A 26749-nucleotide genomic window follows, 5' to 3' on the forward strand; every position below is an offset into this window, starting at 1 on the left:
CTCCCCGGGGGAGGGGCCCCTTCTGGTTGTTTGGCCTACTTCTTCAGGCGGCCCTTCACCTGGGCGCGGAACTTGTCGCCGTAAGGCGGGCGCATCATGGCGAGGATTTCGTTGTTGGTCTGCGTGTAGATAGCCTTCTTGTGACTGAACTCCAGGAAGCCGTCGCGGCCGTGATAGGCCCCCATGCCGGACGGGCCGACGCCGCCGAAGGGCAGGTCTTCCTGTGCGACGTGGAAGATCACGTCATTGACGGTGACACCGCCTGAGGTGGTGTTGTTCAGGACAAGGTCTTTCTCGGCGGCATCTTCGCCGAAATAATAGAGGCCGAGCGGGCGCGGATGCGCGTTGATATAGGCAACCGCGTCTTTCGCATCGTTGTAGGACTTTATGGGCAGGATCGGCCCGAAGATTTCATCCTGCATCACCTTCATGTCGTCGGTCGGATCGATGATCAGTGTCGGCGGTATCTTGTGGTGCGGCTGCTGGGCAAAGTTTTCGGACTTCGGATTCAGCGTGACGACCTCGGCGCCCTTGGTGCGCGCATCTTCGATATAGCCCTGGATCCGGTCGAAGTGGCGCTGATTCACGACGGAGGTGTAGTCGTCATTGTCTTTCAGGCCGGTGGGATACATCGTCTCGATGGCGCGGGTGGCGGCGCCTACGAATTCCTGCGTCTTGTCTTTTGGCACGAAGGCATAGTCCGGCGCGAGGCAGATCTGCCCGGCGTTCAGCGTCTTGCCGGCCATGATGCGGCTGGCAGCTTTCTGCAGGTCGGCAGAGCGGCCGAGGATGACGGGCGACTTGCCGCCCAGCTCCAGCGTCAGCGGTACGAGATTGTCAGCGGCGGCGCGCATGACGTGATGGGCAACCGACGTCGCGCCGGTGAAGAGGATATGGTCGAACGGAAGCTTCGAGAATTCAGCGCCGATATCCGGCCCGCCGGTGACGACGACGACTTCCTCGGCGGTGTAGTATTTCGCGAACAGCTCTTTCATCAGCTCGGACGTCGCCTCGGTGAACTCCGACGGCTTGATCATGCAGCGGTTGCCGGCGGCAAATACGCCCGCGAGCGGCGTGAAGGTTAGGTTCACCGGGAAGTTCCACGGGCTGATGACGCCGATGACGCCTTTCGGCTGGTACTGCAGCTCGGCCTTCGAGCCGAGCAGGCCGAGCGGGAACTCCACCTTGCGCTTTTCCGGCTGCATCCATTTCGCGACATGCTTCTTGGCGTGCTTCAGGGCGCCAATGGAGCCCGCGATGTCGGTGAGGTTCGACTGGTCCTTCGAACGGTGGCCGAAGTCTTTCGCCATCGCATCGTTCAGCGCGTCACCGTGCGTGGCGAGCAAGTCGATCGACTTGTCCAACCATTCGATGCGCCGGGCGAGCGAGGGCGCGCCGTCGCGCAGGTGCGCAGCTTTCTGGCGGTCGAGCAGTGTACGCATGCCTGTACCGGTGATCGCGTCGAGGGCCATTGAAATTCTCCGAAGTTGAGCTTGTGAACAGTGTAGCGTGCGTTCAGCATTTGCGCCATGGGGGCCGGAACCTGACCCGGCGTGAGGCTTTTCGCGGGCCGGGCAATCGGCTTAATTCGCGCTCAAACCCGAATATGGGCCGGCATATGGGAGCGTCTGCGATGACCAAGTACGAGAAGATTTCCTACGAGCGCGACGGCGATATTGCGATCATTGCATTCGATGACGACAAGACGCTGAACGCCTGCGGCGTCGATACGGCCATTGAGTTGCTGCACGCTTTTGAAGTTGCCGCAAAGGAAGCGCGCTGCACGATCCTGACCGGCAAGGGCCGCGGCTTCTGCTCGGGCGCCAATCTCGGCGGCATGGGTTCCGGCCCGGCCCTCTCCCACCCTGATTCGCCGCCGGATGCCGGCAAGGCGCTGGACGCATTCTACAATCCGCTGGTCACCGCGATCCGCGAACATCCCCATCCGGTGATCACCGCCGTGAACGGCGCGGCGGCCGGCGTCGGCTGCGCGATCGGCCTGATGGGCGACTTAGTGATCGCCGGCAAGAGCGCCTACTTCCTGCAGGCCTTCCGCCGCATCGGCCTGGTGCCGGATGGCGGCTCGAGCTACTTGCTTGCCAAGACCATCGGCCGGGTGCGCGCTATGGAAATGGCACTTCTGGGTGAAAAACTGCCAGCTGAAACGGCGCTGCAATGGGGCCTCGTGAACCGCGTGGTCGAGGATGCGAAGCTGATGGAAACCGCAAAGGAATTTGCGCAGAAACTAGCGACCGGCCCGACCGTCGCGCTGTCGCTGGCACGCCAGTGCATCTGGGACGCCTGCGATGACGATTTCGGCGCCGCGCTTCACAATGAACGGGTCGCCCAGCGCGATGCGGGACGCACGGAAGACTTCCGCGAAGGCGTCTCGGCCTTCCTCCAGAAGCGTGCCGCGGTATTCAAGGGCAGGTAATCCCTGATTGCAGACCTGAAATTGCGTTTCCCTTAAAGATTACGAAACCCATTTCGCTCTAAGTACCGTTTCGGACGCAAAACCGGATTGGGCGCAATGGACTACAGGCTCGTGCACTTCAACTGCGCTCGCCCCATGGGCAAGTTCGACTTCAGCAATGAATTCGTTCAGGTTTTTGTCGCGCTGCTGCCGCGCATCTTCAAGGATGGCGACGCGTTTGAAGGCCTGATCCATCATGATCATGGCCTGCGCTGCCCGGACGGGAGTTGGCGCGGGTTCACGAATGCGTTTCCGTATCCGCAAGAATGGCGTGCGCCCGATATTTCCACCCTCGCCGTCTGGCGTTCGCTGGAAGACCTGAAGGCGTTCAGCCACAATGGCCGCACCCATCCGCCTGGCATGCGGCGCCTGGCTCAGGAAATCGACCGCAGCGATGGCCCCGGCTTCGTGATGTGGTGGGCTCCGAAAGGCGCGCGCTTTACGCTTGAGGACGGCTGGCAGCGCCTGCAGCATCTGCGCCAGCATGGCTCCACCGACTATGCCTTCTCGCTGGATCAGCCGGTGAAGTGTCCCGTGGCGGCCTGATCACTTCTTCTTTCTGGGCTTCGGCTTTGCCGCCGCCTTTTCTCGGGCGACCGCGAGCGCGCGTTTGCCCCACTGGCTCGCTTCATCGGGATCGTCCATCGCCGAGGATGGCAGGCTGACATAGCCCATGTCGATCACTTCGCCGGTGCTGGGTTTCGTCCAGAGGAAAGGCGCGCAGCCTTCGGCTTCAAGATCAGCGCGCAGTTTAGGGTCGGTCTTCAGATAGACGGTATCATCCCCGAGCAATGCAAACATCAGACCTTCGCGGAACACACCCGCCCCGCCGAACATGCGCCGTATGCTGACGGTCCCCATCGGGGCGAACAGCTCGGCCACGAACTCATGGAAGGGGTCAGGCGCCTTGGCCATGGCTCAGGCCGCCGGCAGGCCCAGCCGGTAGACACCCTTGAATGTATCCGGGTCTCCGACCGGCTTGCCTTTCCGGTAGATTGCGATAGCGCCCGCCTTGTGCAGCCGGATCGCTTCGGCACGCACATCCTTCAGTACACGCACGAAGTTCTCCGGGCTGACGGCCTTGGCGGCGTCCTCCGGCGCGATCGTCTTGCCAGCGCCTTTGGCGGCGGTCAGCGCGAGGATTGCGTCGCGAACCGGATTCTTGGGCGGTTCGCTCACCAGTCGATCGCCGAATAGACGAGCTGCTGGAACTGCATGCGCATCGGATAGGTGGACGACGGCATAAGCTGCGTGGCCTGAATGGCGATCAATTCTTCTTCGGAATCGATCCAGAAGAAGGTGGAGGCCAGGCCGCCCCAGCTGAAGGTGCCGTTGCTGCCCGGCTGGCGGGTCTGTACAATATCGGTGACGACCGAACCGCCGAGGCCAAAGCCAACACCATCTGCCATAACTTCGGTGAAGGCCGAGCGGCCCATACCGCGCATGGTCTGGCCATCCGGCAGGTGATTCTGGCGCATGAACTCCCAGGTCTTGGGACTGATGATGCGTGCGCCGTCGAGCGTGCCGCCGCGCAGAAGCATCAGGGCAAAGCGGTGATAGTCACGCACCGTGGAGGCGAGACCGCCGCCGGCGTTGAGCAGGTTCGGGCGCTTCGAATAAAGTTTCGATGCAGCGCCGCCGGGGTCGGCGAGCGTCGTCTCACCAGTCTTTGCGTCCTTCTGATAGCAAGCCATCAGGCGATGGATCTTCTCCGGCGGCACCCAGAAATCAGTGTCGTCCATGCCGAGCGGACCGAAGATGCGTTCACGGAAGAATTCGTCAAGCGGCTGGCCTGAGATGATCTCGACAAGGGCGCCGAGCGTGTCGATGGAGTGGCTGTAGCGCCATTCCGTTCCAGGAGAGAACGCCAGCGGCAGCTGGCCGATCTGGCGGGCCATGTCCTGCAGCGTATCCTTCGGATGGCCGACCTTGTTGATGCGGTAGATTTCGTCGGTCTCGTCCTGCATCAGGAAGCCGTAGGTAAGGCCGGATGTGTGGGTTACCAGATCCAGCACGGTCATTTCGCGGTCGGGCTTGCGGAGTTTCGGCGCGGCCGCCGTGCCGCCGTCCCAGACCATGGCGTTCTTGTATTCCGGAATGTAGCGGCTGACCGGATGGTCTAGCCGGATCTTGCAATCCTCGAGCAGCATCATGATGGCGAGCGTCGTGATCGGCTTCGTCATCGAATAGATTCGGAAGATCGTCTCGGCACTGATTGCTTCCTTGCCGCCCATCTCGGTCGTACCGGTATAGCTTTCATGCGCGATCTCGCCGCCGCGCGAGACCAGCAGCGCCATGCAGGGCAGCTTGCCGGAGTCGATATAGTTTTCCTTGAAATAAGCCGGCATCGCGGCGAGCCGTTCTGCATTGAGGCCGACTTCGTGCGGGTCTGTGGGGTCGTGGTCGAACATCAGAGGGTTCCTGCTTTGGCGGCCCGGGCAAGTTCGCGGGCGATGATGATCTGCTGGATCTGGCTGGTGCCTTCATAAAGGCGGAAGATGCGAACGTCGCGGTAGAAACGCTCGATACCGTAATCGGTGACGTAACCGGCGCCGCCGAAGATCTGGACGGCACGGTCGGCGACACGGCCGCAGGCTTCGGTGGCGAAGAGCTTGGCGCAGGAGGCGAGCATGGTGACGTCTTCGCCCGCGTCGCGGCGGCGGGCGGCATCGAGGATCATGCACTCGGCGGCATAGGTTTCGGCCTGGCTGTCGGCGATCAGGCCCTGCAGCAGCTGATGCTCGAAGATCGGCTTGCCGAACTGCCTGCGCTCCAGCGCGTAGGCGACCATTTCGCGGATCAGGCGTTTGGAGACGCCTGTGGCGACGGCGGAAATGTGCAGGCGGCCCTTGTCGAGGACACTCATCGCGACCTTGAAGCCTTCGCCTTCCTTGGCGATCAGGTTGGCGGCGGGCACGCGGGCATTCTCGAAGATCACGTCACAGATATGCGCGCCTTGCTGGCCCATCTTCTTCTCGGGCTTGCCGACCGAGAGGCCGGGCGTGCCGCGCTCGACAATGAAGGCCGAGACGCCCTTGGCGCCGGGCTCGTCCGGATTGGTGCGCGCCATCACTGTGAAGAGGTCTGCCTTATTGGCGTTGGTGATGTAACGCTTGGTGCCGTTCAGTACGTAATGGTCGCCGTCGCGGACCGCGCGCGTCTTGAGGCCGGCGGCGTCAGAGCCGGCTTCCGGCTCGGTCAGGGCGAAGCTGGCGATCAGGTCGCCCGAGGCCACGCCGGGGAGCCATTTCTGTTTCTGGGCTTCTGTGCCGAACAGGATCAGCGCCTGGCTGCCGATGCCAATGTTGGTGCCGGCTACGGACCGGAACGCGGGCGAAGTCTTGCCCAGCTCCATGGCCACGAGGCACTCGGTTTCCATGTCGAGGTCGAGCCCGCCATACTGTTCCGGCACGGCTATGCCGAACAGGCCGAGGGCCTTCATCTCGTCGACCACGTGCTGGGGCACGGCGTCTTCCTCGCCGACCTGGGCCTCGACCGGCACGCAGGTTTCGGTCACGAAGCGGCGCACCTGTTCGATCAGTGCAGCGCGGGTTTCGGCGTCAAAGGCCATGGGTTTCGTCTCCCGGACAGGTTTCTTGCTGGCCACTTTATGCCGCTACGGCACGCTTGTCGAAGGGGGCCGTAAGGGTATGGTTGCCGCAGCCGGATCAGGCCACCGGGAGGGCACATGGCAACGACGATCGAGACCAGCGGGGAGTTCGCGGGTTGGACCACCTGGAAGGAGGAGCCGTTCGAACATGATACGGCCGGGCCTTTCTATTTCAAGGTAGACGAAAAGGGGCCGGTGGCCGCCTTCCGCGTAACACGTAAGCACATGAACGCCGGCGGCGTGGTGCATGGCGGCTGCCTCATGACCTTTGCCGATTTCGCCCTGTTCGCCCTCGGCCATGATGCCATGGAGGGCAGCTATGGCGTGACCGTTGCCTTCACGGCCGAATTCATAGACGGGGCTCTGGAAGGCGAACTGCTGACGGCGCGCGGCGACACACTGCGCAAGGGCGGATCGCTGAGCTTCGTGCGCGGCATCATCCACGGCGAGGACGGCCGTCCCGTCCTGAACTTTTCCGGTACAATCAAGAAACTGAGGAAACCCGCATGAGACAGCAGCCCCCCTATCAGGAACTTTCCCGCTCCATCAAAGGCAAGACCGCGCTGATTACCGGCGCGGCGAGCGGCATGGGCCGCGCCACCGCGCACCTGTTCGCGCGCGAAGGGGCGAACGTGGCCGTGACGGACCTGAAGCAGGAAAATGTCGACATCGTCGTCGAGGAGATCAAGGCCGCGGGCATCAAGCATGTGCGCGGCTGGGCGCTGGATGTCGGCGACGGCGCGGCGATCAAGCGCGTGGTGGATGAAGCGGCGGCGCATTTCGGCGGGATGGATATTCTCGTGAACAATGCCGGCTTTGCCATTCCGGCGCAGGTGGGCGAGGAATCCTATGAAGACAGCTGGGGGCCCAGCATCAACGTGATGCTGACCTCGCACCAGCGCGCGATCCGCGCGGCCTTGCCCTACATGCGCAGGAATGGCTGGGGACGAATCGTCAACATCGCCTCGACCGAAGGCCTCGGCGCGACGCCGGGTAACTCACCTTACGTGGCCGCCAAGCATGGCGTAATCGGCCTGACGCGCGGGCTGGCTGTTGACCTTGGCCGTGAGGGTATCACCGTCAACTGCATCTGCCCGGGTCCGATCACTACCGGCATCACGGCGGGCATTCCTGACGAGCACAAGGAAATCTATGCCAAGCGCCGCGTACCGCTGCGGCGCTACGGGATTCCGGAAGAGGTCGCCAACATGACGCTGTCGCTGGTTCTGCCGGCGGCGAGCTTCCTCAACGGGGCACATATTCCCGTCGATGGCGGCATGAACATCAAGAACGCCTAGAGGGCTTTGGCCGCCGCGGCGGCCTGGACCGAACAGAGCGTCAGGTACTCGCGGGTTTCCGCGAGAGCCTGTTCGTGGCCGGGCACACCGGCCGCGTTGGCAGCGAACAGTGCTTCCAGTTCCGGGATGCGCCCGGCATCGCAGAAGGCGCGCGCGAGGCGCGGCGCGCTGCGGCGCGACTGGGCGGGAATGACCTTAAGGAATTCCGGGAAGTGCGCGTTCAGCCGCCTCCAGGTTTCGTCCCGGTGCTGAGGATTCGCCATCAGGCTGCTGGCAATGGAGTAGCTGGCCGCTCCGCCGAAGGCGCCTTCATACATCATCGCCTCGGCGCGGCGGGCAAGTGCCGCGTCTGTCACCACGCCGATGGAATCGGCGACGGCCTGCGTGAAGACGGCATCGTCCAGCCGTGTGCGCGCGGCGAGGATCTGGTCGAATGCGGTCGTACCGCCATCGGCAAATTCTACCTTGAGCGCGGCGACGTAGAGATCGCTCGACAGACCGCCGGTGCCCGCGAGGAGCGGCGCGATGCGGCGGCGCAGTTCGACACGGGCCTCGGCGTCCTTCAGCGTCAGCGCGCGGAACGCGAGGATGCGATCTGCCGCATCCGGCGGCGTGGAGGCGGCAACTCGTGCTGCGAGCGCGGCTGATATCTCTGTGCGGAGCGCTTCGGCTGACGCGGCGCTGGCCTGCTCCAGCAGCGCGTCGGCGGCGTGCAGACCGTAGATCAGCACCATAGGCTCGGGATGGACGAGCGAAGCCAGGAGCAGGCGGCGATAGGTCTCGCCCGGTATGGCGCCGGCGTTGAATCCGGCCTCAGCGCTGTCAAGGCTGACGAGCGCTTCGGTGGCTGGCAGGCTGGCGAAGGCTTCGCTGAGGGCTGCCCACGCAGGGGGCTTCAGGCCGAACCGGTAGTAGCCGGCACCATCCGCATTCGGAACAATCAGCGACGGGCACATCGCGCCGCGAAGATCGGTGGAAGTTTGCTCGGCGGTGAGCATCGTGCAGGTCTCACCGCGATTGGCGCCGTCCTGCCAGGCGACGCAGACCGGAATGGTCCACCGCGTGCCGGGGGAAATGGTCGATCCGAGCGGGCGGTAGCGGCTCTGACGCAACGTCAGTTTCGGCGCGCCATTGCCACAAGACAATTCGGCTTCGACAAGCGGCACGCCTTGCTGGCTGACAAAGCTGCGGAAGACCTCGCCGATGGCGGGCTCGTCCGTGACATTGGAAATGGCTCCGTAGAAATCTTCGCTCGCCGCTTCGCCGTCGGCAAAACGCGCGATATAGCGGCCGAGCGCAGGCCGGAACTTTTCAGGCGTGAAATAGCGATCGACCATGCGGATAACAGCGGGCGCCTTCGAATAGGTGATCGCGTCATAGGCGTTGCGGATGTCTTCGTTGCGCTTGATCGGCCCGGCGAGCGGGCGGGCGCTTGACAAGCTGTCCAGGGCCATGGCGCGCAGGCCGTCTGCGATGGCTACGACTTCATGCTGCTCGTCCGGCTCCAGCGCCGTGAGCACGGCGGTCTCGCTCCAGACGGCAAAGCCTTCCTTCAGCCAGAGATCATCCCACCAGGGCGGCGTGACGAGATTGCCAAACCACATGTGCGCAATCTCGTGCACATGGATTTCCTTCACGGAACGAATAAAGGCCTGACCCGCGTTCGGGCCGACCAGCACGCGCGCCTCGCGGTAGGTGATCGCGCCTGCAAGCTCGGTGGCGCCGGACGGCCATTGCGGCGCGGCGATGATGTCGAGCTTCTGATAGGGATAGGGTTGCTCGAGCATTTCTTCGAGAACGCGCATGATCTCCGGGGTCTGATCAAGGGCGAAGTCGAGCTCCGCCGCCTTTCCGGCGCGCGTGTATCCGGTCAGCGGCACTTCGAAATCGCGCACACCGTTGGCAGGAAGCGGCGCGCGCGGAATGCGGTCGAACTCGCCCACCGCTGCGGAGAGCAGGTAGGTCGAGAGCGGGCGGGTGGGCGCGAAGCGGATCGTCTGAAAGCCGCCGCGCGCGGGAGCACGCGAGACTTCCGGCGTGTTAGCGATGACGTGCATTCCGTCCGGAACGGTGATCGACATTTCGAACACCGCCTTGAAACCCGGCTCGTCAAAGCCTGGAAGGAATCGGCGCGCTTCGATGCTTTCAGACTTGGCCAGCGCATAGGCGCGGCCCTGCGCCTCGACGCGGAAGAGACCCGCAAGGTTCGCATTGAACGGGGCGGAGTAACTGACTGTCAGCGTCAAATGGCGCGCAGCGAGCCGGCGCGGAAAGCCGACCCACACCACACCGGTCTCCAGAACTTCGGTCCAGGTCGCGTCGACCGTTTCGCCGCCCGCAGTCGCCGTTACCGAACTCACTTCCAGATCGTCACCGTGCAGCCACAGTCCGGTCGCTGCGTTCTCCAGCAGGATGTCGATCTCGACCGTACCATAGAAATGGGCCTCGCGCGGATCAAGATCCAGCTCGGCGCGGTAGGTGATCGGCCGTGCGAGGCGCGGCAGGCGGCCGGTCGGCGCATCACGCAGCAGCTGCTCGGGACTGGCCGGCTGCACCGGCAGTGTCCAGGCGGAGCGCTGCGCGCATCCGGACAACGCGAGAATAGAGGCTGCCAAAAGACCGATCCAACGCATGCGCGCGCTCCTTCTGCCTGACGCTGCCAGGCTGATTACCGCATCAGGCGGGATTTGGAAGCCCCGGCTCTACCCTTGTGCCAGAGCGGGCCTGCGCAGGCCTGCCCGGTTCATCCGCTGACGGACGATTTTCCACCCTAGCCCGCAAATCCGCGCGCGGTCATCTCGTCATGCCAGCGGCCAAGGTTCGACAGCTCCTTGTGCGGCGCCCACTTCATCACGCGGCAGAACCCGCAAGTGATGTAAAGCGTGATGTCGGCAATCGTGAAACGATCGGCGGCCACGAACTCGCTATTCGCCAGATGCTCGTTGAGGCGCTCCACCATCTTCCTGGCGGCTTTCTCGCTTTTGGCGGCCGCTTCCGGGCTTTGCGGCACTTCAAGCGGCGCCATGGCTGGATGGGCGTTACGGAACCAGCCGGCGAACTGGATGAAGAACATCAGTTCCACACGCCGGTCCCACATCTCGATCAGCGCCTTTTCTTTCGGGTCGCGGCCCATCAGGTTCGGCTCGGGAAAGATACCTTCGAAATAGGTGCAGATGGCACGGCTCTCGGTGATATTCGTGCCGTCATCAAGGATCAGCGCGGGCACCTGCGCGTAAGGCGAGACTTCGCGGTAGCCCGGCTGCTTGTGCTCCTGCTTCATGATGGAGACTTCCTCCAGCTCCACCGCCTCCAGCTTGCCTTTGGCACGCAGGAAATAGATGACGCGGTCCGGGTTCGGCGCCATTGGGCTGTGATAGAGTTTCATCTTGGTCCTCCAGGTATTTTCTGATCAGAATGTCTTGGTGATGCCGAAGGTCGCATTCAGCGGCTCTCCGGGGAAATAGCGTTCATTGCCGAAGCCGACATCGGCGCGGTCGGCATAGGCCTCATCCGTCAGGTTACGGAGGATGACAGACGCTTCGAGCGAATCCGTGATGTTCCAGCCAGCCCGCGCGCCGAGCACAGTGTGGCCCGGATAGGAGACGGTGTTGGCGGGGTCAGTGAAATACTCTCCAACATGTTCCAAAGTCAGTGACAGTTTCAATGCATCGCTCGCCTGCCAGTCGAGGCGGGCATCGGCGAGCCACTCCGGCGCCGTGTCGATGTCATTGCCGGACACGATCCGCTCCTGCGCGGCGACGACCGGCCGGTCGAATGTATACTCCTGATCGCTCCAGGCGGCATTGCCGCCGAGGCTAAGCCGGTCGTCAATCCGCAAGGTGGCCGCAGCCTCGATGCCTTTGTGGCGCGTTGATCCGTCCACGACGTTCAGGCCATCGGAATCCCGGAAGAAGAAATTGTCCTTCTCCATCCAGTAGGCGGCGATATCGAAATCGAGATGGTCGAACAGGGCGTCCCCGCGCACACCGAACTCGACGCTATCCAGCGTCTCGGCCTTGATCTCGCCGGCGACCTGCCGGTTCTGCAGGCGGTAGAGGTCTGAAACCTGCGGCGCACGGGCACCGCGCGCATAGTTCGCATAGAAACTGTACCAGCCACGGTCCCAGACAAGACCGAGCTTCGGCGTGATGAAGCTGAAATCATCCGAGCGGTTGGCAGGCACATTAAAGCGGCCGTTGATTCCGGCGGGCGCGCGCGTGTCGTAAGAGTAGTCATGAGACTCGCCGCGCAGGCCTGCAAGCAAACGCAAATCGTCCGTGAGCGCTACATCGGCTTCGGACCAGAGCGCGAAGACTTGCGTTTCGACTTCGTAGTTGTAGTGAACACCGATCGGGAAGGCCGGGTTGGCATTCGGCCGGGGCTGTATCTCTTTCAGGTATCCGGTGGCAAAATCGGTATCGGCACCGAAGCGCCAGGTGAAGCGGCCGACCGGATCCAGATCATAGCGCACCATCAGGCCGCCCCCGGTATGCGCGTTCTTCTCGACACCGCCATAGGGCAGGAAGTGCTGCGAAAAAACCATGCCCTGGCTGTGCGCGTTTGGCGTGAGGATCAGGTGGCCAGGACCGAGGTCGCGCTCGAGGCGCAGACCCATGCGGGCGGACCAGGCATCCCGGAAGGCTTCCGGGTTCGGATTGGTCTCCGCGAGGTCGCGGTCTTCATAGGCGCGGGGGCCCTGGATGAAGCTGGCGGTTTCCTGGTTGAGGCTGGACGCGGAGAGCCAGGCGGCCGCGTCCCATTCGCCGAGAGACTGACGCGTGAGCAGGGAGACTTTCTGTTGCTCTCCGCCGGTTGCCTCGCGCCAGCCGCTGTCTTCCATCAGGGAGACGTTCAGCCGTGTATCTTCGCCCAGATTGACGGACGCATCACCGCGCCAGCGGCCAAGCGAGCCATAGCTGGCGCGCAGGGACTGATCGCTCTCCGCATCCGGCAGGATGACGTTGATCAGTCCGTGTACGGCGTTTGAGCCGTACTTCGCACTGCCCGGCCCGCGGATCACTTCGATGGCATCGGCTATTTCCAGATGCGGCTCGATAAGGCTGTTGACGTTGCCAAAGGCGGGCGACCGGGTCGGCACGCCATTCTCGAGAATGAGAAAACTTCCCTGCCCGGCCCCACCGCTCAGCACCGGCGAGCGGATCGCGATCAGATGCTCCTGCCCGGAATTCATCTGGATGTTGACGCCGGGCGCCTGGTTCAGGATTTCGGCGGGCCGGTCGGCGGCGGTGTCTGCGATCAGCCCGCTCTCGATGACAGACTGCGCGCCGGGATCCCGGTCCTTGCGGTCGCCCCAGATCTCGATCGGCTGCAGGCGCAGGTCTGCTGCTTGCACCGCTTCAGCCGGTTCGGTTTGCGCAAGGCCGGCAGGCGCCAGCCCCACGACGGCAAACACAATCAATCCGTTGCGTAAGGACACGCGCGCACTCCCACAAAGAGGCGCAAATCAGCCGAGCGCCCGCCAGAGGTTGTAGGCGCTGACGAGGCAGATGGCGACCCCGACGATGACGGTCAGGATCTTGCGCGGCACGCGGCGGGCGGCCCATGCGGCAATTGGCGCGGCGATCACGCCGCCGATCAGCAGGGCCAGCGCCGCCTTGCCGAAGCTAGGACCCAGAGCGATCAGAAACGCGAGGCTGGCCGCAACGGTGACGACGAATTCGGCGATGTTGACGGTGCCGACCATGCGGCTCGGCTCACCGCCGCGGGCGATCAGGTTTGATGTGACGACAGGACCCCAGCCGCCGCCGCCGATGGCATCGGCCATGCCGCCCGCAAAACCGAGGATGCGCACCCGGCCGATCTTCGGCGGGCTGCCATTCGGGCGCAGGCCCTTCCAGATGACGATCACCCCCATCAGAAGCAGGTAGGCCGCAATGAACGGGCGGATGAAGGTTGTGTCGGCATGGCTGATCAGGAAGGCGCCGATCACCGCTCCGGCCGAGCCGAACAGCGCGAGGCGCCAGAACATGTTCCAGTCCACGTTGCGCGCGAGCGCATGGGACGTGCCGGAGGCGGCCGTGGTGAAGACTTCGGCCGCATGCACGTTGGCGCTGGCGAGGGCCGGAGGAATGCCCATCAGCAGCATCGCGCTCGTCGAGATGACACCGTAAGCCATGCCGAGGGCGCCATCGACCATCTGGGCGAGGAAGCCGACAAGGATCAGCCAGAGAAAGAGTTCATCGATGACGAATGGCACGATCGATCTCCTGGTCCTCGCAACTTTCGATGCTTGTCGCGAAGAAAAGGAAGCGCTGCCACGCGCCGGAACTCAACTGACTCGTAAGACTACCTGATCAGTCGTCTAACCGGCGCTGCGCCGATCAGGGTTGTTTGTGCGGTGCCGGTTCTGATCGCAGAGAACGGATCTTGTAATTGAAGGCGATACATTCGTTCTGCCAGTCGGCCGGGTCGGCCGCGACATCATCCCACCGATAGGCCTTGGGATCGGCTGCGATCGGCGTGACCACGATGTCCTGCTCGCCGGCCACTGCACGGCGTTCGATTTCGGCGTAGCGGGCAAACAGCGCCGGGCGCCAGTCGAACATGGCGCTCGGTACGTCACGGATGCCATACATTGTGTTGGGGGCAATCAGCAGAACGATCGGAAAAAGAGCGAGCGCGCCGGTCTGCAGAGGGCGGCGCAGGGTGGAGTTTCCCGGAAGCCTGTCCGAGACGATCGCAGCCAGCGGCACAAGGCTGGCCATCCAGCCACCGATGAAAGCGGCAAAGAGGATATCTCGCACACGTCCGGGCGCTTCGTGGCCCTGCGCATAAATGGTGATCGCGAAACCGGCGAGGACGGCAAGCATCGTAACGACCGGGACCGTGGCGGCCATCGACGAAAACGGACCGGGCAACGGAAGTTTCCAATTGATCCATTCCGGCCGCGCGCGGGCGAACACGGGAACCGTGAGTACGACGACCGTGAGGCAAATGAGGCGGATGTCGCCCAGCCACGCAATCGGGGAAGCGCGCGGGCTGATCAGGAAGTTGACTGTTGTGACGGGATCATGCGCGTTCGGGAAATTGATGTGCTCGCGCGCTGTGGTGCCAGGCGCAGATATGTTCAGATAAACGCCGATGGCCGTGATCGTCAGGAGGATGCCGAACGCGATCATCAGATCACGGCGGCCTCGGATAGCGGACAACGCAAAACCAATGCCGGCACAGCCAAGAAGCAGAAGGCCCGGCAGTTCGTGGAACGCCGTCGTCATGAAGGCGAGGAAAGCCGACAGCGCAAACGCGGCAAACTGGCGAGCGCGGTCATGGCCGAGAGCCGAGTCGCTGGCGCAGACCATCAGGCTCAAGGCCATCAGCAGCATCGGCAGCTCGTACTCCACGACGCCGGTCAGCCAGAACCAGGTGTCGCCCTGATGCGTCATGCCCGTCCAAAACGTGGCGCAGAGCAATACGGCAAGAAAGAGCTTGAAACCGGCGATGAGCGTCTTGCGATAGATGATGTCGAGGAAGGCATAGAAAACCGCGGTCCACAGGAAGGGCGAAACCGAGATGATCAGGTTGTAGGCGATCGAGTGCATGTCGATGTGCGGGAACGTGTATGCATAGACAGCATGCGTCGCCCAGCGACCGGACCAGTTGTAGTAGACTTCACCCACGCCTTTGAAAGCCTGGCTGATGTCGGGTGACAGGCCCCAGCGGCAGTAATCATCACCGGCTGGCATGGCGAGGAATGTCAGCGCAAAAGACAGAGCGGTGAGCGCGCACAGGGTGCCGATCAGGAACCACCTTAGAACTTGGGCTGTGGTCTTTGGAAGGGTTTCAAAAAGCACGCGGGCTCCTGGGGCGATCAGCAATGGCAACGTTGCGTCCCGATCTGGCACACCGTGCCCCTACCGGTTTGTCCTTCGGCCAAGCCGGAACCGCGCCCGGATGTCAGCCCCGATCACGATCCAGCCGGGACTGAATGACAAGACTGCGCGCATGCAATATGCAAACCATTGGCCCCCGGCTGCCTTTATCGGGCACGCGCGGTGCCGAATGCCCGATCAAAAGGCATCCACAAGCCCCTGCGTTACTCAAAAGAGAACGGACCGGTCCGTACCGTGCCCGGCGCCCACCACCCTTGGTGCGGCGATCAGGTCCCCGAAAACAGCTGGTAAGGCAGCGCGCCAACCACGGCTGCTGAGAGGCAGGTCGCGAGCGTACCCGCAAGCAGCGTGTGCCAGGCGAGCTTCAGGAAGTCATCGCGCCGCTCAGGTTCCATGATCGAGAGGCCACCGATCAGGATGCCGATGGAACCGAAGTTCGCAAAGCCGCAGACGGCGTGTGCCGTGATCATGCGGGTGCGCGGGTCCATCTCCTCGACCGGCACGCTGGCGAGCTGGATGAAGGCGACGAATTCGGTGAGCACCGTCTTCACACCCATCAGGCCGCCCGACTTGGAGGCTTCTTCCATCGGCACGCCGACCATGTACATCAGCGGCGCGAATATCCAGCCTAGGATGCGTTCGATCGACAAAGCAGATCCGGCGACATCCGGAAGCGCCTTGAAGCCTTCATTGATCAGGTAGAGCAGCGCGAGCGCCGCGATCAGCATCGTCGCGATGTTGAAGACGATCTTCAGGCCGTCAGTGGCGCCCGTGGAGAAGGCATCCATAGTCGAGGCGTATTTGAAATCCGGTTGCTGCGTGGTCGCGCTGGTCGTTTCCGACTCGGGGATCAGCGTCATTGCGACAGCCACGGCCGCCGGTGCGGCCATCATCGAGGCGACAAAGAGCTGCGTGATCGGGTTGGCCAGTTTGCCATCGAGCATCGTCGCATAGACGACCATCACCGAGCCCGCGATGGTGGCAAAGCCGGCGGTCATCATCACGAGCAATTCGGTACGCGTCATCGTCTTGAGATACGGGCGCACGAGCAACGGCGCCTCGGTCATGCCCATGAAAACGTTCGCGGAAACAGCAAGCGAGGTCGGCCCGCTGATGCCCATTGTCCGGCGGAAGATCGCGGCGAAGGCAGTGGTAATCCATTTCAGGATGCCCCAATGCCACAACATTGCGGACAGCGCGGCGACAACGATGATCAGCGGAAGTATCTGGAAGAAGAAGGACGGCGGCACGAGGCCTTCGGCGGTCGTGAACGGCGTGAACGGCTGCGAGACGAGCGTGTTGTCACCGACATAGCCGAACACGAAGTTCGTGCCGTAGCGCGTTGCATCGACGAGCGCCTTGATGACCGGGTTGTCGCCGCCTTCCACCCCTCCTCCGCCCATACCCAGCAGTTTCGGCAGGCCGAAAAAAAGCAATGCAAAGCCGAACTGAAGCACCGTTGCGCCAAGAATGATTTTCCAGGGCAGCGCCTTGCGATTGGAGGAAATAGCCCAGCACAGGCCGTAGATCAGCAATATGCCGATCAGAGCCCGGCCATTGTCCCAACCCCATTCATAACCTGCTGGCATGGCCCCGAGCCCTTCCCGATTGTTGTAACCCCGCCCCAAGGCTTAGCGGCACCCTTCCGGCTTGGAAAGCAGGCATTGGCAATCGGGTTTTCCGGGACATTCCCCTTGCACCGGTCAGCGGCTCAGCGCCCTGCGGTTGGGGCGAGTTGAGTGACGCGTCCAACAGACTTGCGAGTGTGCCTAACGCGGCGATGTCGAGACAGGTCGCAGGCCGGTTTGACGGGCAGCGCGATTTGGGCCTAGGTTTTGCCTTTGATATCAATCGTCTGGCGGGCGTTCCTGAAGAAGTGTTCCGGCAGGCCGTGAAAGGCTGATCCAGCAAATGAAGTTCCAGGCAATGTTTGTCGCGCTGGCGATGGTCTGCGCCGCACCGGCCCTCGCCGCTCCCGGCGCTGCGAAACCCGCGGAGACGACGGAAGACATACCCGCACCCAAGCCGGTGCCGGATCCGGTGACGTTCAAGTCCACACACACCGGCACGTTCGGCGGCCAGAAGATCACCTACCGCGTGGAAGCGGGCGAGACGCATATAAAGAATAAGGACGGCGAGCCGGGCGCGAGCCTGTTCACCATCTCCTACATCCGCGAGAACGTCAGCGGGCCCCGCCCCGTTTCTTTCGTGTTCAACGGCGGGCCGGGTTCAGCTTCTGTCTGGCTGCACATGGGCCTGCTCGGTCCGAAGCGTGTGAAGGTGGCGAGCGAGGCCGACGCCGATGATGGCGCCGCGCCCTATGTGCTCGTCGACAATCCCCTGTCGATCCTCGACGTGACAGACCTCGTGTTCGTTGATCCGGTCGGCACCGGCTACAGCCGTCCCGTCGGCAAGGGTGAGGGCAAGGATTACTGGAGCGAGGAAGGCGACGGCAGCTCGATTGCGGAACTCATCCGCATCTGGATCACCGACCACCAGCGCTGGAATGCCCCAAAGTACCTGATCGGCGAGAGCTTCGGCACCACCCGCGCGGCCTATCTGGCAAACCGGATGCTGACCGGCGATGTCGATATCGCGCTGAACGGCCTTGTTCTGATCTCGCAGGCGCTGGACTACGAGGGCTCGACCTCAGCGCACGACAATATCTATTCCTACGTCACCTACTTGCCGAGCATGGCGGCGACCGCGCAGTATCATGGCCGCGCCGGCGTGGGTGTTCCGCAGGAAACCTTCCTTGCCGAAGCGCGCGCCTTTGCGCGCGACGAATACGGGCCCGCGCTTTGGAAAGGCTCGGCGATGACGGCCGCAGACCGCGCGCACATCGTGGAGCGCCTTGCCTACTTCACCGGGCTTTCGCCCGCCTATATCGAGACGTCAGATCTCAAGATCCTTATGCACCGTTTCCAGAAGGAGCTGCTGCGCGACAAGGGCGTCGCCTTGGGCCGTCTGGACGGGCGCTATCTGGGTGACGAGGCCGATGACGCCGCCGAAGGCCCGGACTCCGACGTATCGGGCTATGCCATTGGCTCTGCCTATTCGGCGCTGATGAACCACTACCTCTCCACCGATCTCGGTGTGAAGATGGACCGGCCTTACATGCTGTCGAGCGAAGAAGCCGGCACCGCCTGGAACTACCGCGACGTTCCGGAAGGCGAGTACTGGGAGCCGCGCTTCCTCAATGTCAGCGCCAAGCTGACAAACGCGATGCGCCAGAACACCGCCATGAAAGTATGGGTCGCAAGCGGCTACTACGACCTGATCACCCCCTTCTTTGATGCCGAGATCACCTTCGCCCGCTACGGCATCCCGAAGGAACGCGTGGCGATGACCTATTATCAGGCCGGCCACATGATGTACCTGAACGAAGGCGCACTCGAAGCCCTCGCCGCCGACCTGCGCGCCTTTTATGCGGGCAAGCTCGAAGACGCGCGGCCGGAGTAAGGATCAAACAAAAACCCTCCGGCAGCAGCCGGAGGGCTCTCGTGAGATATACGGCCGCCTGCCCCCTAGCCGAGCTTGCAGACGCAGATCTTGTTGCCGTCCGGGTCGCGGAAATAGGCGCCATAGAAGGTCGGCATCCGGTTGCCCGGGGCGCCTTCGTCAGCGGCGCCGAGCGCGATGGCCTTGGCGTAGACCTTGTCGACGACTTCCTTGCTGGCGCACGCCAGCGCCGGCATCACGCCGTTGCCGGCAGTCGCCGGCTTCTGGTCGTAGGTATCGCCGATGCCGATCATCGGCTGGCCGGGGCCGACGCCGTAGAACTGAAGCCGGTCATTGGCAAAAAAGCGTTTGGCGCCCATTTCGCCGAGGACGGCGTCATAGAAAGCCAGGGCCTTTTCCTTGTTGTTCGTACCAAGGGTCACATAAGCGAGCATGGTTTCCTCCCGTTTCGCTGGCGCGCAGCAAACATGCCGCAGCCCCTGCGGCAAGGGGTGACGCAGCGGACGCGCTTGACGTTGACGTGAACGTCTGGTGTGACACCGCCCAAACTGCACAACCGCATCAGGAGACACCTCATGTCCGAGATCCGTTTTGACGGCCGCGTTGCCATTGTCACTGGCGCTGGCGGCGGCCTTGGCCGCGCTCACGCCCTCGAACTCGCCCGCCGCGGCGCCAAAGTCGTGATCAATGATCTCGGCGGCTCGCGCGACGGCACCGGCGGCAACTCCGCTGCCGCGGAAGCGGTTGTGAAAGAGATCGAAGCCTTCGGCGGCGAAGCCATGGCCAACGGCTCCTCGGTCTCCGACGAGGCCGGCGTGCAGAAGATGATCGATGACACGATGGCCAAATGGGGCCGGATCGACATCATCATCGCCAATGCCGGCATCCTGCGCGATCGTTCCTTCTCGAAAATGTCGATCGAGGACATCGACCTCGTGCTCGCCGTTCACCTGCGCGGCAGCTTCCTCCCAGTGAAAGCCGCCTGGGACATCATGAAAGCCCAGAACTATGGCCGCATCGTCGTGACCACCTCGTCGACCGGCCTCTATGGCAACTTCGGCCAGGCCAACTACGGCGCCGCCAAGCTGGGCGTGGTCGGCATGATGAACACGCTGAAAATTGAAGGCGCAAAAAACGACATCAAAATCAACACGGTCTGCCCGATTGCTGCAACGCGCATGACGGAAGACATCATGTCAGAGCAGATGCTGTCGGCCCTGAAACCGGAATTCGTGACCCCCGGCGTGATCAACCTGGTGAAGGAAGATGCCCCGACCGGCATGATCCTCTCGGCTGGCGCCGGTGCCTTCTCGATGGCCCGCATCGTCGAAACCGCCGGTGTCTTCGTTGGCGCAGGCGACGCGCTCACCGCGGAAGCGGTCGCCGCGAAATGGGACCAGATCACCGACGTCGGCACCACCCGCCCGGCCTTCAAATCCGGCGGCGAACATGGCCAGAACATCTTCGCGGCCGTCGCGGCGGCGACTGCGAAGTAATAGTATTCTTGCCAAGCAGCGGTGCGGGTCGCAGTCTCTCCTGAGCACAGGAGAGACTGAGACCCGCCGTTCTTGCCCTGCCCCTGAGCCTGCTGGCCGGTTGCGGCCATTTCAAGAAAAAGGCGGAGGCGGAAGCGGCACCTGCTGCCGAACTGAGCCGCCCGGTCGCGGCCGCTGGTGAGATGGGCATCGGCATCGCCGACATTCAGTGCGCAGAGGATCTCAGCTGTATCTTCGAGGAAGGTGTCTGCAACAGCCCGGCGGACGCCCCCGGCACCTGCACCCGAACCCCGGCCGTCTGCATCGGCGCGTACCTGCCGGTCTGCGGCTGCAACGGCGAGACTTAGGGTAACCCCTTCGAAGGCATCTCCGCCGGCGCCAGCGTGGCCCATACAGGCAAGTGTCCACCGACCGCCAGCTGAATCTTTTCTCACTTTTCAGGGCGTTGAGAGGTCAAGCTAGACAACCAGCGTTGCGGACAGGAGACATTTTTCGCGCCCGGCGCATCCAGGCGACCTCTTCGGTGCATCCGTCTTGTGAACACGCAAGCAGGAGGCGCGCGCCATGTATCCTCGCCGTATCTGGATTGGAATAAGCCTTCTCCTTCTCGCATCCGGGCAAGGCGTTGCGGAAACTCCAGTCAAGCCCGCCGTCATGTCGCTCATTGAAGGCAAACTCGAAGGCGACGGCGCGGATCTTCTGCGTGCGGAATTGCCGAGCGCCCAGTTCATCCTCATCGGAGAAGATCATGGCTTTGCAGATCCGCCCGAAATCGCGCTCGCGCTGGCCCGTGAAGCCCGCGCCTATAACGTCGTCCACCATGTCATCGAGACTGGCCCCCGGACAGATCGTTTGTTGACGGAAATTCTGGACGGCGGGAACGACGCTGCACTGGCAGGCTTTCTCGCGAACCGCCCCCTGGCGATACCGTTTGCGAACATGGCGGAAGATGCCCGTCTGGCGGACTTTTTCGTCGATGAAGCCACCCCTGGAAGCGATCCGCTCTGGGGTGTCGATCAGGAATTCGTCGGATCAACGCTGATCCATCTCGAGAAACTGGCAAAGATGGCGCCTTCGTCCGATGCTGCTGCTCTGGCCCGGGCGAGGCTCGAGACGGAAAAGCAAGCCTTCGCGACCGGAAACCTCGGCGCGCTCTTTCTGTTGTCGGCGACGCAGGAAGATTTCGCACACTTGCATGCTGCGTTTTCGGGCAACGCGGATGCTCAGGCGCTTATCAGGGAACTGTCGGAAAGCGCTGAAATCTATGCGCTTTATGGACGTGGCGCGAATTATGCGAGCAATGCCGCACGGGTCGCACTGATCCGCCGCCAGTTCCTTGTAGCCTACCGCGCCGCGTCCGGGCCGGCGCCGCGCGCCCTTTTCAAGATGGGCGCCAGCCACCTCGGTAAAGGCACAGGGTCGCTGAACACGTTCGATCTAGGATCATTGACCGAAGGCATTGCAGCCGCGAACGGATTGGACGTCCTGCGCATCGTATTCGTGCCGCTCGAAGGCCAGCAGACCATCACGACCCTCGCCGCAGAAGGGGTCTTCCAGACAGCCGGCTACCGCTCGAAGGACGTATCAGCCCTGCTATCTGCCGCCGGCATCGGGGAGGAAGCGATCCCGGCCGAAGGCTACGCCGTCATTACGCTGGCGCCCATTCGCCTGCAGATGGAACAATCTGGCCTCAGTGCCCTGTCGGCTGACAGCCGGTTCTTCGTGCTCGGCTATGACTACCTGATCACCACGCGCGGCGCCCGCCCCGCGACGCCCCTGGCACATTGAACTTAAGCGGCCTGCCCGGCTTGCGGGGCGCCGGCGGTTTCGCGGCGGCTAGTCGCCGCCACCATCGCCGCCGGAATCCGTCGTGGCAGGTTCGGGCTTGCCGCCTGGCGGGGCATCGTTTGCCGGTTTGCGGCCTGTGTCCGAGCCGACTTGAACGGTCGGCGGCACAGGGCCGGCATCATCGCTGCCATGGCGCCAGTCGCGCGGCGGGCGTTTCGGCGTCTGGCGCAGGACGAAGAAGGCAATCACGGCCGCGGCGAGCAGGGCGATAACGAGAAGTTTCAGCATCCGGTTACCGCCCGCTCATCTGGCTATTGCGCTGGCTTGCGCAGGTACATCGAATTTTTTGGCATGGCGAAAAGGCGCTCCACCATCGGCGCAAAGAATTCCAGCGGCTCGCTCACATACTCCGGATCGAAGGCCGACTGGTCGTAGAGATGGCAGAACTGCGCGCAATACTCGAAGTGCGGGTTGTCCCGGAATTGATCACGCATGTTTCGGTCGAGGCCGAGATGGTGGAAGAAGTAGTAGCCTTGGAACATGCCGTGATTGGCCACCATCCAGTGGTTTGCTTCCGACACGAAGGGTTTCAGAATCGCCGCGGCAACATCCGGGTGGTTGAAACTGCCGAGCGTGTCGCCGATGTCATGGAGAAGTGCGCAAACGACGTATTCCTCGTCGCGCCCGTCGCGGTGGGCGCGCGTCGCAGTCTGCAATGAATGGGTGAGGCGGTCGACCGGGAAGCCGCCATAGTCTCCATCCAGCAGACGCAGGTGATCGAGGACACGCTTGGCGAGGCCTTTGTTGAAGTGCCTGGAATGCTCGGCAATGATGTCCCAGTCTTCCTTCGAGCCTTCCAGCATTTCGCGGAACTTCGCCTGCTCTTCGCCTTTGTAGTCGTCTGCCACGTCTATCTCCTCCCGTTTGGCCGTAGAGTAACCCGGTTTTCCGGCCCTGCAAAGCAAGCAGCCCGGACGTTTCCGCCCGGGCTGCCCCGCTTCCTTGTCAGTCCCACAGGTTGCCAAGGCAGAGCCGGGCCCGCCAGGCAGGTTGCAGCACGCCCGGCAGCCCCGCCGGTGCATCGTAGGCCCGGTCCTCAAGCCGGCGATGCAGCCAGCCCCAGGACTCGCCCGTGCGTACCCCCGCCGCCTCTACGCCCGACACGATCGCCATCAGAACAGGGTCCTCAAGATCGAGGTTGTCGCCCGCGCGCGCTTCCGCCAGGCGCCAGCCGGCCGGATCCTGCCGAAGGGCAACGGCCGCCGGGCCACCCTCGCCGCGCCAGACATAGACCGCCATCCGGCCCGCTGCGAGATCGCCCACGAAATCCCGCAAACAGTTGCGAAACTCGAGCGCGACCGCGTTCAGCATGTCCAGCTGGCGAACCGGCTGGAACGGAGGCGGAAGCTCCGGGAACGGACCAACCGGCCCGAAGGCGGCCGGGTGGATGGCATCGCGCGCCATGCCGAACAGGGCGCCAGGCGTCGTGGCACGGCCAAAGCGCTGGGCGATATCCGGACCGGCGCGAGGACCACGAATGCGAAGGGCCATCGCCCATGCCGCCGCAAGGTCTGCTGCTGCGGCTTCCTCCGTACCCAGATGGGTCACGATCGACGCTTGGCGCAGGCCCGGCGGAAGCACGGCGACGATACCGAGCGTGTCTGCACCCAGCGTTTTCATGTGACGGATTAGAACGCAGGCCGCCCCCTCGCCGAACAGGTCGAGGAAGCGGGCATAGTCCGCCGTCCGCCACAGAACTTCGCCCATCCGGCCGAGCGCTTTCATCAACCCGCCCGGCGCCGGTCTGCCGAAAAGTTCAGCTGCCAGCTCGCCGTCCCGGGCACGCGCCGTCATCCATTGCAGGCGTCCGGCAGTATGATTTCCGCGCGCCGACAGGATGGCCGCCGCATGGCGCCGTGCAGCCGGCAGCGCGAGAAAATCCTCGTGCGGCGCCGGCCAGACGCGCGCCAGTGCGCCGGTATGCTCCCCTGCAAGGAAACCCAGCAGGGGTGTCGCCGCCGGCACCGGGCGAAAATCGGTAGCCGCCGGCAGGGTCATGGGCGTGCCCATGATCCACCTCCTTTCAAACCGCGCGCACAAAGGGGTTTGCCCGCACGCGGCGTTGAACTGTTTCAGTGCGAGGTCAGACGCCTACCGGCAAAGGCCAGGGGACGCGTGACACGCTCCCCATAAGCATGGAGAGCAGACATTTTCTGTATGTGACTGCTTCATGTGCGGCTCTTCAGGCAATCCGTGCGCGGAGCTATTCCGGCTTGGAGGCGGGCGTATAATCCAAGCTGCGACAAATTGTCAAGCTTGTCGCCCGAAACAAAAAAGCCCGGACCGCGAGGTCCGGGCTTTTTGGTCCGTTGTCGGAATGACTAGTCTTCAGCCGCTTCCAGCTCGGCCGCATGGCGGGCCTTGTCGGCGGCGCCTTTGGCTTCCGGATCGCGGTCAACCAGCTCCAGGACGGCGATCGGAGCGTTGTCGCCCTGGCGGAAGCCGGCTTTCAGAACGCGGGTGTAGCCGCCGTTGCGGTCCTTGTAGCGGCTGCCCATGACGTCGAACAGTTTGCGCACGGCGTCTTCGTTGCGAACGGTCGACAGAGCCGACCGGCGGGCAGCAAGGTCGCCCTTCTTCGCAAGGGTGACCAGCTTGTCCATGATCGGCGCCATTTCCTTGGCTTTCGGCAAGGTGGTGACGATCTGCTCGTGCTCGATCAGGCTCGCCGCCATGTTGGCGAACATCGCCTTGCGGTGCGAGGAGGTCTTGTTGAGCTTGCGGTGTGCAATCTGGTGGCGCATGGCGTTGTTCCTTCCGAGGTGGTCAGGCCCCGGTCATATAAAACTTGGGCTAGATGTGATCGTCGTATTTCTTGGCGAGGCCTTCGATGTCCTCAGGCGGCCAATCCGGCACTTCCATGCCGAGATGCAGGCCCATGCCGGCGAGGACTTCCTTGATCTCGTTGAGAGACTTGCGGCCGAAGTTCGGGGTACGGAGCATTTCCGCTTCCGACTTCTGGATGAGGTCGCCGATGTAAACGATGTTGTCGTTCTTCAGGCAGTTTGCCGAACGCACGGACAGCTCGAGTTCGTCGACCTTCTTGAGCAGCACCGGGTTGAAGCCCAGGTCCGTCTCATCGGCCGAGCCGCCCACGTCGAGGGTCGGCTCTTCGAAGTTGATGAACAGCTGCAGCTGGTCCTGCAGGATGCGCGCGGCATAGGCCACGGCGTCTTCCGGCGAGACCGAACCATCGGTTTCAACGTCGAGGGTCAGCTTGTCATAGTCGAGGACGGTGCCTTCGCGCGTATCTTCGACCTGGTAGCCGACGCGGCGGACCGGCGAGTAGATCGCGTCAATCGGGATATAGCCGATCGGGGCATCTTCCGGACGGTGCGAATCAGCAGCGACGTAGCCTTTGCCGGTCGCGATCGTGAATTCCATGCGGACTTCCGACGCGCCGTCCAGCGTGCAGATCACGTGGTCGGGGTTCAGGATTTTCACATCGCCGGAGGTTTCGATCTGGCCGGCTTTGACTTCGCCCGGGCCTTTCGCGCGAAGCACCATGCGCTTCGGCGTTTCCGATTCCATGAAGATGGCGACCTGTTTCAGGTTCAGCACGATCGTGGTGACATCTTCGCGCACGCCCGGGATGGCCGAGAACTCGTGGACCACGCCGTCGATCTGAACGCCGATGATGGCGGCGCCCTGCAGCGAGGACAGCAGCACGCGGCGCAGCGCATTGCCAAGCGTCGTGCCGTAGCCGCGCTCAAGCGGCTCTACGACGAGCTTCGCCTTGCGTTTCGAGTCGTATCCGGCCTGAACCACAGGGCGGTTCGGACGGATCAGGACTTTCCAGTTGCGGTCATTCACGTTGGTCATCAGGTTTCCTCAGAAAAGGAATAGCCGCGCCATGCAAGGCGCAGCCGGGAGGTATTCTTGTACTAGACGCGGCGGCGCTTCGGCGGGCGGCAGCCATTGTGCGGAATCGGCGTCGTGTCGTTGATCGCGGTCACGGTCAGGCCGGCGGCCTGCAGGGCGCGCAGCGCGCTCTCGCGGCCCGAACCCGGACCACGCACGCGCACTTCAACCGTCTGGAGACCGTGCTCCTTGGCTTTCTTTGCAGCGTCCTCGGCGGCCATCTGGGCGGCGTAGGGGGTCGACTTGCGCGAGCCTTTGAAGTCCATCACGCCCGAAGACGACCAGGAGATGGTATTGCCCTGCGCGTCGGTGATGGTCACCATCGTGTTGTTGAAGCTCGAGTTCACGTGAACAACACCCGAAGTGATGTTCTTGCGTTCGCGGCGGCGGATACGGTTTGCTTCGCGGGCCATGGAATCTCAGTCCTATTTCTTCTTGCCGGCGATCGGCTTGGCCGGGCCCTTGCGGGTGCGGGCGTTGGTGTGGGTACGCTGGCCGCGGACCGGGAGCTTCTTGCGGTGACGCAGGCCACGATAGCAACCGAGGTCCATCAGGCGCTTGATGTTCATCGACGTGTCGCGGCGCAGGTCGCCCTCGACCATGTAGCCGGCATCGATCGTTTCGCGGATCTTGATGACTTCCGCGTCGGTCAGCTGGTTGACCCGGCGCGATTCTTCGACGCCGACTTTCTCGCAGATTTCCTTCGCAAAGGCCGGGCCGATGCCATGGATATAGCGCAGCGCGATGATGACGCGCTTATTCGTCGGGATGTTGACGCCTGCAATACGGGCCAAAGCCGTTTCTCCTCAAGCGGGTTGTTCAAACATGAAATGCGCGCCAGCCGGGCAAAG

27 protein-coding genes are annotated in these 26749 nt (G+C 63.1%); 8 read left to right on the forward strand and 19 right to left on the reverse strand.

The features are described 5' to 3' along the window. Positions 1-35: 35 nt before the first annotated feature. Positions 36-1472, reverse strand: a complete 1437-nt coding sequence (locus Q0C17_RS08140; RefSeq protein WP_291204159.1) for a coniferyl aldehyde dehydrogenase — start codon at positions 1470-1472, stop codon at positions 36-38. 161 nt (positions 1473-1633) lie between these two features. On the opposite strand from Q0C17_RS08140, the gene Q0C17_RS08145 reads away from it, so the two are divergent. Together Q0C17_RS08145 and Q0C17_RS08150 are read left to right on the forward strand one after the other, a co-directional pair. Next, entirely contained in the window at positions 1634-2434 is an 801-nt protein-coding gene (locus Q0C17_RS08145) for an enoyl-CoA hydratase/isomerase (protein ID WP_291204161.1), read from the forward strand. 96 nt (positions 2435-2530) lie between these two features. After that, positions 2531-3019: a DUF3291 domain-containing protein gene (locus Q0C17_RS08150; protein WP_291204163.1), complete on the forward strand. Its 489-nt coding sequence runs from the start codon at positions 2531-2533 to the stop codon at positions 3017-3019. On the opposite strand, the gene Q0C17_RS08155 is transcribed toward Q0C17_RS08150, so the two are convergent. The 4 genes from Q0C17_RS08155 to Q0C17_RS08170 are packed head-to-tail and all read right to left on the reverse strand — an operon-like array spanning position 3020 to position 6044. Then, the gene (locus Q0C17_RS08155; protein ID WP_291204168.1) at positions 3020-3388 is read right to left on the reverse strand and encodes a TfoX/Sxy family protein; all 369 of its coding nucleotides are present in this window, start codon (positions 3386-3388) and stop codon (positions 3020-3022) included. A gap of 3 nt (positions 3389-3391) precedes the next feature. Continuing rightward, on the reverse strand, positions 3392-3652 hold the full coding sequence (locus Q0C17_RS08160; protein WP_291204171.1) for a DUF3253 domain-containing protein: 261 nt from the start codon (positions 3650-3652) through the stop codon (positions 3392-3394). Beyond that, complete coding sequence (locus Q0C17_RS08165) at positions 3649-4884, reverse strand: serine hydrolase domain-containing protein (RefSeq protein WP_291204174.1); 1236 nt, start codon at positions 4882-4884, stop codon at positions 3649-3651. Before Q0C17_RS08165 ends, Q0C17_RS08160 begins: the two co-directional genes overlap by 4 nt. Further along, positions 4884-6044, reverse strand: coding sequence for an acyl-CoA dehydrogenase family protein (locus Q0C17_RS08170; RefSeq protein WP_291204176.1), 1161 nt, complete (start codon positions 6042-6044; stop codon positions 4884-4886). Before Q0C17_RS08170 ends, Q0C17_RS08165 begins: the two co-directional genes overlap by 1 nt. 117 nt (positions 6045-6161) lie before the next feature. Between Q0C17_RS08170 and Q0C17_RS08175 the strand changes: the two genes are divergently transcribed. After that, positions 6162-6593 carry a PaaI family thioesterase gene (locus tag Q0C17_RS08175; RefSeq protein ID WP_291204180.1) on the forward strand — a complete coding sequence of 144 codons (432 nt, stop codon included), beginning with the start codon at positions 6162-6164 and terminating at the stop codon, positions 6591-6593. After that, positions 6590-7381 (forward strand): SDR family NAD(P)-dependent oxidoreductase, encoded by a 792-nt coding sequence (locus Q0C17_RS08180; RefSeq protein WP_291204183.1) that lies wholly within the window; start codon positions 6590-6592, stop codon positions 7379-7381. The genes Q0C17_RS08175 and Q0C17_RS08180 overlap by 4 nt, the downstream gene beginning before the upstream one ends. On the opposite strand, the gene Q0C17_RS08185 is transcribed toward Q0C17_RS08180, so the two are convergent. From Q0C17_RS08185 to Q0C17_RS08210, 6 genes are all read right to left on the reverse strand, one after another. Next, positions 7378-10014: a M1 family metallopeptidase gene (locus Q0C17_RS08185; protein ID WP_291204188.1), complete on the reverse strand. Its 2637-nt coding sequence runs from the start codon at positions 10012-10014 to the stop codon at positions 7378-7380. The two genes, Q0C17_RS08180 and Q0C17_RS08185, sit on opposite strands and share 4 nt — an antisense overlap. Before the next feature lie 137 nt (positions 10015-10151). After that, positions 10152-10766 (reverse strand): glutathione S-transferase, encoded by a 615-nt coding sequence (locus Q0C17_RS08190; RefSeq protein WP_291204195.1) that lies wholly within the window; start codon positions 10764-10766, stop codon positions 10152-10154. A 24-nt stretch (positions 10767-10790) separates the two neighbouring features. Then, on the reverse strand, positions 10791-12818 hold the full coding sequence (locus Q0C17_RS08195) for a TonB-dependent receptor (protein ID WP_291204198.1): 2028 nt from the start codon (positions 12816-12818) through the stop codon (positions 10791-10793). A 27-nt stretch (positions 12819-12845) separates the two neighbouring features. Next, entirely contained in the window at positions 12846-13598 is a 753-nt protein-coding gene (locus Q0C17_RS08200; protein ID WP_291204201.1) for a sulfite exporter TauE/SafE family protein, read from the reverse strand. A 124-nt stretch (positions 13599-13722) separates the two neighbouring features. Beyond that, positions 13723-15192: a DUF6056 family protein gene (locus Q0C17_RS08205; RefSeq protein WP_291204205.1), complete on the reverse strand. Its 1470-nt coding sequence runs from the start codon at positions 15190-15192 to the stop codon at positions 13723-13725. 305 nt (positions 15193-15497) lie between these two features. Continuing rightward, positions 15498-16820: a nucleoside transporter C-terminal domain-containing protein gene (locus Q0C17_RS08210; RefSeq protein WP_291204208.1), complete on the reverse strand. Its 1323-nt coding sequence runs from the start codon at positions 16818-16820 to the stop codon at positions 15498-15500. Positions 16821-17142: 322 nt separating this feature from the next. Between Q0C17_RS08210 and Q0C17_RS08215 the strand changes: the two genes are divergently transcribed. Further along, entirely contained in the window at positions 17143-18693 is a 1551-nt protein-coding gene (locus tag Q0C17_RS08215; protein WP_291204211.1) for a peptidase S10, read from the forward strand. Between the two features lie 65 nt (positions 18694-18758). On the opposite strand, the gene Q0C17_RS08220 is transcribed toward Q0C17_RS08215, so the two are convergent. After that, positions 18759-19127 carry a VOC family protein gene (locus Q0C17_RS08220; RefSeq protein ID WP_291204217.1) on the reverse strand — a complete coding sequence of 123 codons (369 nt, stop codon included), beginning with the start codon at positions 19125-19127 and terminating at the stop codon, positions 18759-18761. Between the two features lie 141 nt (positions 19128-19268). On the opposite strand from Q0C17_RS08220, the gene Q0C17_RS08225 reads away from it, so the two are divergent. The 3 genes from Q0C17_RS08225 (at position 19269) to Q0C17_RS08235 (ending at position 21977) form a co-directional block, all read left to right on the forward strand. Next, positions 19269-20189, forward strand: coding sequence for an SDR family NAD(P)-dependent oxidoreductase (locus tag Q0C17_RS08225; protein WP_291204220.1), 921 nt, complete (start codon positions 19269-19271; stop codon positions 20187-20189). A 182-nt stretch (positions 20190-20371) separates the two neighbouring features. Then, positions 20372-20536 carry a hypothetical protein gene (locus Q0C17_RS08230; RefSeq protein WP_291204223.1) on the forward strand — a complete coding sequence of 55 codons (165 nt, stop codon included), beginning with the start codon at positions 20372-20374 and terminating at the stop codon, positions 20534-20536. A 307-nt stretch (positions 20537-20843) separates the two neighbouring features. Beyond that, a complete protein-coding gene (locus tag Q0C17_RS08235) occupies positions 20844-21977 on the forward strand; it encodes a hypothetical protein (RefSeq protein WP_291204230.1) in 1134 nt (377 codons plus the stop codon). Between the two features lie 48 nt (positions 21978-22025). On the opposite strand, the gene Q0C17_RS08240 is transcribed toward Q0C17_RS08235, so the two are convergent. The 7 genes from Q0C17_RS08240 to rpsM form a co-directional block, all read right to left on the reverse strand. Further along, on the reverse strand, positions 22026-22265 hold the full coding sequence (locus tag Q0C17_RS08240) for a hypothetical protein (RefSeq protein ID WP_291204233.1): 240 nt from the start codon (positions 22263-22265) through the stop codon (positions 22026-22028). Between the two features lie 23 nt (positions 22266-22288). Continuing rightward, positions 22289-22840 (reverse strand): HD domain-containing protein, encoded by a 552-nt coding sequence (locus Q0C17_RS08245; protein WP_366914784.1) that lies wholly within the window; start codon positions 22838-22840, stop codon positions 22289-22291. 142 nt (positions 22841-22982) lie between these two features. Beyond that, positions 22983-24047 carry a hypothetical protein gene (locus Q0C17_RS08250; protein WP_291204236.1) on the reverse strand — a complete coding sequence of 355 codons (1065 nt, stop codon included), beginning with the start codon at positions 24045-24047 and terminating at the stop codon, positions 22983-22985. 311 nt (positions 24048-24358) lie between these two features. Then, positions 24359-24781, reverse strand: coding sequence for a 50S ribosomal protein L17 (gene rplQ, locus Q0C17_RS08255; protein WP_291204239.1), 423 nt, complete (start codon positions 24779-24781; stop codon positions 24359-24361). A 49-nt stretch (positions 24782-24830) separates the two neighbouring features. Then, positions 24831-25850 carry a DNA-directed RNA polymerase subunit alpha gene (locus tag Q0C17_RS08260; protein WP_366914785.1) on the reverse strand — a complete coding sequence of 340 codons (1020 nt, stop codon included), beginning with the start codon at positions 25848-25850 and terminating at the stop codon, positions 24831-24833. 71 nt (positions 25851-25921) lie between these two features. Next, positions 25922-26311, reverse strand: coding sequence for a 30S ribosomal protein S11 (gene rpsK / locus Q0C17_RS08265; protein WP_291037145.1), 390 nt, complete (start codon positions 26309-26311; stop codon positions 25922-25924). Positions 26312-26323: 12 nt separating this feature from the next. Then, on the reverse strand, positions 26324-26692 hold the full coding sequence (gene rpsM, locus Q0C17_RS08270) for a 30S ribosomal protein S13 (RefSeq protein ID WP_291204244.1): 369 nt from the start codon (positions 26690-26692) through the stop codon (positions 26324-26326). Between the last annotated feature and the right edge of the window lie 57 nt (positions 26693-26749).

Source organism: Hyphomonas sp. (assembly GCF_022844445.1).
Lineage (GTDB): Bacteria > Pseudomonadota > Alphaproteobacteria > Caulobacterales > Hyphomonadaceae > Hyphomonas.